Annotated in this window: 5 protein-coding genes; 1 reads left to right on the top strand and 4 read right to left on the bottom strand. The window is 57.5% G+C overall.

Going from position 1 to position 6,878, the window contains the following annotated elements:
* Positions 1–295 precede the first annotated feature (295 nt).
* From msrQ to MUY35_RS06610, 3 genes are all read right to left on the bottom strand, one after another.
* Positions 296–940: a protein-methionine-sulfoxide reductase heme-binding subunit MsrQ gene (gene msrQ / locus MUY35_RS06620; protein WP_248364907.1), complete on the bottom strand. Its 645-nt coding sequence runs from the start codon at positions 938–940 to the stop codon at positions 296–298.
* Positions 940–1,848 carry a protein-methionine-sulfoxide reductase catalytic subunit MsrP gene (gene msrP / locus MUY35_RS06615; RefSeq protein ID WP_248364906.1) on the bottom strand — a complete coding sequence of 303 codons (909 nt, stop codon included), beginning with the start codon at positions 1,846–1,848 and terminating at the stop codon, positions 940–942. Before msrP ends, msrQ begins: the two co-directional genes overlap by 1 nt.
* Before the next feature lie 102 nt (positions 1,849–1,950).
* Entirely contained in the window at positions 1,951–3,438 is a 1,488-nt protein-coding gene (locus MUY35_RS06610) for an FMN-binding glutamate synthase family protein (protein ID WP_248364905.1), read from the bottom strand.
* A gap of 393 nt (positions 3,439–3,831) precedes the next feature.
* Here MUY35_RS06610 and MUY35_RS06605 point away from each other — a divergent pair, with 393 nt between their 5' ends.
* Positions 3,832–4,071, top strand: coding sequence for a hypothetical protein (locus MUY35_RS06605; protein WP_248364904.1), 240 nt, complete (start codon positions 3,832–3,834; stop codon positions 4,069–4,071).
* A gap of 81 nt (positions 4,072–4,152) precedes the next feature.
* Here the strand turns inward: MUY35_RS06605 and clpB are convergent, their stop codons facing one another.
* Positions 4,153–6,768: an ATP-dependent chaperone ClpB gene (gene clpB / locus MUY35_RS06600; protein ID WP_248364903.1), complete on the bottom strand. Its 2,616-nt coding sequence runs from the start codon at positions 6,766–6,768 to the stop codon at positions 4,153–4,155.
* Positions 6,769–6,878 lie beyond the last annotated feature (110 nt).

The raw sequence follows: 6,878 nt of genomic DNA, 5'->3' as shown, positions 1-6,878 counted from the left end.
CGCGACCCAACCGCGCCATCAGCGCCGCCGGTGAAGGGGGTTCTAGGCCCAACCAATCAGAGTCGCAACCCCTTTTTAAAGAAAAACGAAGGTTTTTGCAGATTTCCAATTTTTTCTTTGTTTTTGGTAGGTTGCGGTAATGAACGGCAAGGAATTTGGAGCTTTGCGCAATAATATTTGCCGTCCTTCAGGGCTGCCCTTGCGGCACCCGGCCTTATCCAAAGGATTGGAAAATAGGCGGTCCGAGAATTGGAGTGATTCAGCGTAGAATCGACAAATCACCGGAGACAAGCCCTTAGGACGCGACTCGCGATGCACCCGCAGAAGGCTGGCGGCGGGATTTGCTTTTCTTGCGGGCTTGCGTGACGCGCCAGCCAAGCAGCGTCAGGATGACCGCCATATAAAGAAGCGGTTCAACCTCCCACGTCTTGCCGACCATGATGTAATGTACGCCACCCAGAAGAACGGTCGGATAAACCAACCGATGAAGCTTGCGCCACGATGGGCCCAGCTTGCGCACCGACCAGTTGTTCGAGGTGATCGCGAGTGGCGTCATCAAAAGAAACGCCGCCATGCCGACCGTGATATACGGCCGTTTCAGGATGTCTTTCCAGATCTCGGACAGGATCTGCACATCAAGCACCAGCCAAACCAACAAATGGGTGGATATGAAATAGAACGTCAGAACGCCAATCGCACGGCGAAACCGGATCAGGTTCACGCCCGTGATCGCCCGAAGCGGTGTGATCGCCAAACCGACGATCAGGGCTTGCAACCCCAGCTCTCCCAATTCGTGTTCAAGCGCTTTGACCGGCTCAACCCCCATCGCCCCTGTTGCCGCCTGATATAGCAACCAAGCGGGCCACAACGCACCTATGGAATACAGCACCCAGACCGGCACCTTGCGCAGGGTGGTGTTGATCCGGTCCGTGACGCTCATCAGTGGTTCACCACCAAGTCCATGCCGTCATATAGGCTGGCAACGTCGTCAGCGTAGCCATTGAACATCAGAGTCTCTTGCCGCTTCGCAAACAGTCCACCACCGATCGGTTTCTCATAGGCCTGCGACCAACGGGGATGGCTGACCTCTGGATTCACGTTCGAATAAAAGCCGTATTCGCGCGGCTGCAACATGTTCCACGTTGTTTGCGGCTCTTTATCTGTCAGGGTCACGCGCACAATCGACTTGATGGATTTATAGCCATATTTCCACGGCACAACGAGCCGCAGGGGCGCGCCGTTCTGTTTCGGCATTGGCTGGTCATAGATGCCCGTGGCCATCAGGGTCAGCGGATGCATCGCTTCGTCCAGACGCAAGCCTTCACGATAAGGCCATTCAAGGCTGCGAGTCCTTTGCCCCGGCATTTCTTCGGGGCGCAGCAGCGTTTGGAAGGCGACGTATTTGGCCGACCCTTGCACACCAGCCCGTTCAAGAAGCTGTTTCAGCTCAAACCCGACCCACGGGACAACCATCGACCAGGTTTCAACACAGCGGAACCGATAGATGCGTTCTTCCAGCGTGACGTTCTTTAAGATGTCCTCAAGCCCATAAGACCCGGGCCGATCCACCATGCCGTCGATTTCCACCGACCATGGGTCCGTTGTCAGCATATGAGCATTATCTGCGGGATCGGTCTTGCCAGTGCCGAATTCGTAGAAGTTGTTATAGGCCGTGATATCCTCAAGCGGATTGGGCTTCAGATCGACCGAGTATTTCGAGGCACCCAGCGCGGGGCCAAGTGCCAACCCGGCCGCCAGCCCTGCGGCACCGCCCATCAGTTGGCGACGGTTCATGAAATCCGCCCGCGGCGTCACATCGGAGTATTTCAGCACATTTTTATAGGCCATTTGGCGCACCTTTTTTGATCGTCTCCCTTTGATCTAAGGCAGCGCGCGCCCAAATCCAAAGCACAATGGCTCACGTCCGCGCCAGACGATTGTAACATTCAATCAAACAGACGGCTGAACCGAAGGGTAGACTTGGCTCATCGGCACCGAACGCCCATTCTCTTGCACCAGCCTGACATGATGGCGGCCCATCTGACGGGGCTCGGTCACGCCAACGGAATGGGCGATGGTTTCGACCTCGTGCACGATACATTCAGCATAGCGCGCGACCTTTTCAAATTTGTCTTCCGGCACCAAACCTTTCTGAAGACGTCGGTCATGAGTGGTGATTCCCGTGGGACAGGTGTTGCGATTGCATTTCAGCGCCTGAATGCAGCCAAGCGAAAACATGAACCCGCGCGCCGAGGTGACAAAATCCGCCCCCGCACAGAGCGCCCATGCCACGTCGCCGGGATTGACCAGTTTGCCCGAGGCAACCAGTCGTATCCGATCATGCAAGCCATGCCGGTCGCGCAGATCGCACACCAGCGGCAGGGCTTCGCGGATCGGCATCCCGACAAGATCAATCAGCGGCATGGGGGCAGCCCCGGTGCCCCCCTCGCCGCCATCGATTGTGATGAAGTCCGGCGCGTCAGTAATGCCGCGCTCGACAATCCTAGCGAACAGCTGATCAAACGGCTCGACCGATCCGACGACGGTTTTGAAACCAACCGGCTTGCCCGTCACGTCGCGAATATGCGCCACCACGTCCAACAGGTCGTCCCAGTCGTCAATTTCAAGGTGCCGGTTGGGCGAGATCGATGCGACCCCTTCCGTGATGCCACGGATCGCCGCGATCTCGGCCGAGACCTTGGCAGCCGGAAGGATACCCCCCTTCCCTGGCTTAGCCCCTTGCGCCAGCTTCACCTCGAACATCTTCACTTCAGGATGCGCCGCGACTTCGCACAGCTTTTCGTCGGACAAGTTGCCGTCGGCATCGCGCACCCCATATTTTGCGGTGCCTATCTGGAACACGATGTCGCCGCCGCCCTTCAAATGATAATGCGACAAGCCGCCTTCGCCGGTGTTCATCCAGATACCGGCCTTGGCGGCCCCCATCGACAGCGCCTCGACTGCCGGGCGGGACAATGCGCCGAAACTCATGCCGGAAAGGTTGAAGATCGACCTCGCCTTAAACGGCTCGCGCGCCGTGGGGCCAATCACCAGCGGGACGGACTGGGCATATTGATCGCTGACGGGCGGAAAGGCGGCGTTTACGAAGATCGGCGTGCCAGTCACGCCCAGATTGCGCGTAGACCCAAACGCGACCGTGTTGCCATGACCCGAGGCTGCCCGCTCCACCCATTCCCGTTGGGCGCGGTTAAACGGTAATTCCTCGCGATCCATCGCGAAGAAGTATTGCCGAAAGAATTCGCCCAGATTGCTGAACAGCGACCGGAAGCGTCCAATCACCGGATAATTGCGGCGCACCGCATCATGGGTTTGAAACCGGTCTATGAGATAAAGCACCACAAGCACCGCAAAACCTGTGCCCAACAAAAAGAATAGCACCTGCGCCAATAGCTCGATCGCCCAAAACATGGATTGCATGGCATCCCCCTGTGATTCGGGACAAGTTTACCGACCTGCACGCGAACGGATAGTGCAGGAGTGCCGGTCAGCCCTCTTGAATCAGACGAATCGGGGAAAGGAATCACCCGCGAGATGTGATTCCACGCAAGCGCAAAGTTGCACGCAGGTCGATCAGGCGTTTTCTCGGCTGCGAATCGCCCAAATCACCTGCTCAGATAAGAGCCGTTCTGCCGCTTTCGGATACATCAATTTGGTCATGCGGAACTTCGCCTGAAGGTAGAGGTGTTTTTTGCAGATTAGCGCCCAAACAGAGCGTTGCCGCGAAACCCTCAAGCCCCCTGATCTTTTCCATGGTCATCTACTCCTGTACCCAGTTGTTGGGTGCGAACAACAAAACTTGGAGTATTTCGTATGAAAATCACATCTCTTGCCGCCGCACTTCTGATTGCCGGTTCGACTACACTGATGGCTCAGGACGCTGTACTGGATGCAAACGAGGATGGCGAAATCACAATGGAAGAGCTGGTCGCAGCTTATCCTGATGTGACCGCTGAAGCTTTCTCGGCAGCTGACGCAGACGCAAGCGGCACCTTGAGCGCTGACGAACTTGCAGCCGCTCAAGAAGCCGGAACGATCCCGACCGAGATGTAAGGCTCCCCGCCTCTCCCTACTCACGGCAAAAAGCCCCGTCGGTTCATACCGGCGGGGCTTATTTCTTCACGTCAGGCTGGCTTAGTGAACCACCGCATCCTGTGGCGGGTGCTGGTTCGAGCTTGAGACCCGATCACCGATAATCAGCCCTTCGGCCCCGGCAGTTACCGAAATGGTATCGCCGTCCATCACATCGCCTGCCAGCAACATCTCAGCCAACTGGTCCTGCAAGGCTCGTTGGATTACGCGCTTCAGGGGGCGCGCGCCGAACACAGGGTCATAGCCTTCGTCGGCCAGCCATTTGCGGGCGCCATCATCAAGCTCAAGCCCGATATTGCGCCGTGCAAGACGTTTGGCCAGACGCTCCAGCTGGATATCGACAATCCCGCCCATGTCGCCACGGCTGAGGCGATCAAAGATGATCGTTTCGTCCAGACGGTTCAGGAACTCGGGGCGGAAGTGCGCCCGCACTGCATCCATCACGTCGCGTTTGGCATCAGAGGCATCCGCCCCATCCGGCAACTGGCTCAGCGCCTGCGCGCCAAGGTTTGACGTCAGGATAATCAGCGTCTGCTTGAAGTCGACCTTGCGGCCCTGTCCGTCGGTCAGAACACCATCGTCCAAAACCTGCAACAGCACGTTGAACACATCCGGATGCGCCTTTTCGACCTCGTCAAACAGCACGACCTGATAGGGTCTGCGCCGCACAGCTTCGGTCAGAACACCACCTTCGTCATAGCCAACATAACCCGGAGGCGCACCGATCAGGCGGGCAACCGCGTGTTTCTCCATGAACTCGGACATGTCCACGCGAACCATCGCGTTGTCGTCGTCAAACAGGTATTCGGCCACAGCTTTCGTCAGCTCGGTTTTACCCACGCCGGTCGGCCCAAGAAACAGGAACGAGCCAAGCGGGCGGTTCTCGTCGTTCAGCCCCGCACGCGCACGGCGCACGGCGTTGGCAACAGCCGTCACGGCGGAAGACTGACCAATCACACGCTTGTGCAATGCGTCTTCCATACGCAGCAGCTTGTCACGCTCGCCTTCCAGTATTTTCGATGTCGGAATACCTGTCCAACGCTCGACCACACTGGCGATCTGTTCCGGACGCACAGCCTCTTCGACCATCATGTCGGCTTCGGCGCTCTCGGCATCCTCAAGCTTTTTCTGAAGTTCGGGGATCACGCCATAGGAAAGTTCGCCAGCCTTCGCCAGGTTGCCTTCGCGCTTCGCGGAATCAAGCTCAGCGCGTGCACGATCCAGCTTCTCTTTCAGATCACGCGCGCCTTCCAGCTTGTCCCGTTCAGCCTGCCATTTGGCCGTCATCGACCCAGACTTTTCCTGAAGGTCAGACAGTTCTGCTTCAAGCTTCTCAAGCCGGTCTTTCGACGCCTTGTCATCCTCAACGCGCAGCGCTTCCGCTTCGATCTGCATTTGCAGGATCTGACGGTCAAGCGCATCCAGTTCTTCCGGTTTTGAATCCACTTCCATCCGCAAACGGCTGGCGGCTTCATCTACTAGGTCGATCGCCTTGTCAGGCAAGAACCGGTCGGTGATATAGCGGTGGCTCAAAGTGGCCGCCGACACCAGCGCACTGTCGGAAATACGGACACCGTGGTGCAGTTCGTATTTCTCCTTAATGCCGCGCAGGATCGAAATCGTATCCTCGACCGTCGGCTCTTCGACCATCACGGGCTGGAACCGACGCGCCAAAGCCGCGTCTTTCTCGACATATTTGCGGTATTCATCCAGCGTCGTGGCACCGACACAGTGCAATTCGCCCCGCGCCAAAGCTGGCTTGATCAGGTTGGCGGCATCCATCGCGCCGTCGGCCTTACCGGCCCCGACAAGCGTGTGCATTTCGTCGATGAACAGGATGATTTCGCCCGCAGCGCCGGTGACTTCGTTCAGCACGGCCTTCAACCGCTCTTCGAACTCACCGCGATATTTCGCCCCCGCGATCAGCGCCCCCATATCGAGCGCCAACAGCTTTTTGTTGCGAAGGCTTTCCGGCACATCACCGTTGATGATGCGAAGGGCAAGACCTTCCGCAATCGCGGTTTTACCCACGCCGGGTTCCCCGATCAAAACCGGGTTGTTTTTGGTGCGGCGGCTTAGAACCTGCATCGTGCGGCGAATTTCTTCGTCACGGCCAATAATCGGGTCAATCTTACCCTCTTCGGCGGCTTTGGTCAGATCCATTGCGTATTTCGACAGCGCTTCATAGCTGTCTTCGGCGCTGGCACTGTCGGCAGTCCGGCCCTGACGCACATCGTTGATCGCAGCGTTAAGCTTCTTGGCGTCCACGGCACCTGCATCCAGCGCGTCACGCGCTTTGGATTTGATAACGGCCAAAGCCGTCAGAAGCCGTTCAACCGGCACAAAGCTGTCACCGGCCTTCTTGGCCAGCTTCTGCGCTTCGTCCAAAACGCTGGCGGTGGCGTTGTCCATGTAAACTTGGGCGGCATCCCCCGTCACCTTAGACAGTTTGCCGATGGCCGTATCGACGGCTTCACGCACGCGTTCAGGCGACCCACCTGCCTTGCGGATCAGGTTGGCGCTCATCCCTTCCTCATCATCCATGAGGGCTTTCAAGATGTGTTCAGGCACCAGTCGCTGGTGGTTTTCGCGCATCGCGATGGTCTGGGCAGCCTGAATGAAGCCGCGCGACCGTTCAGTGAACTTGTTTAAGTCCATGTCACTCTCCTTTTAAAGCGCCCATTTGCGGAATGCCCACCCTAGCGGCACATCCCTTTCGGGCCTCACAATAAAGATGGGTTGGTCGCGGAAAAATGCAAGACATCGAA

Origin of the sequence: Aliiroseovarius sp. S1339, assembly GCF_023195695.1 — a bacterium.
Classification (GTDB): Bacteria; Pseudomonadota; Alphaproteobacteria; order Rhodobacterales; family Rhodobacteraceae; genus Aliiroseovarius.
This window is presented reverse-complemented; position numbering and strand designations above follow the sequence as displayed.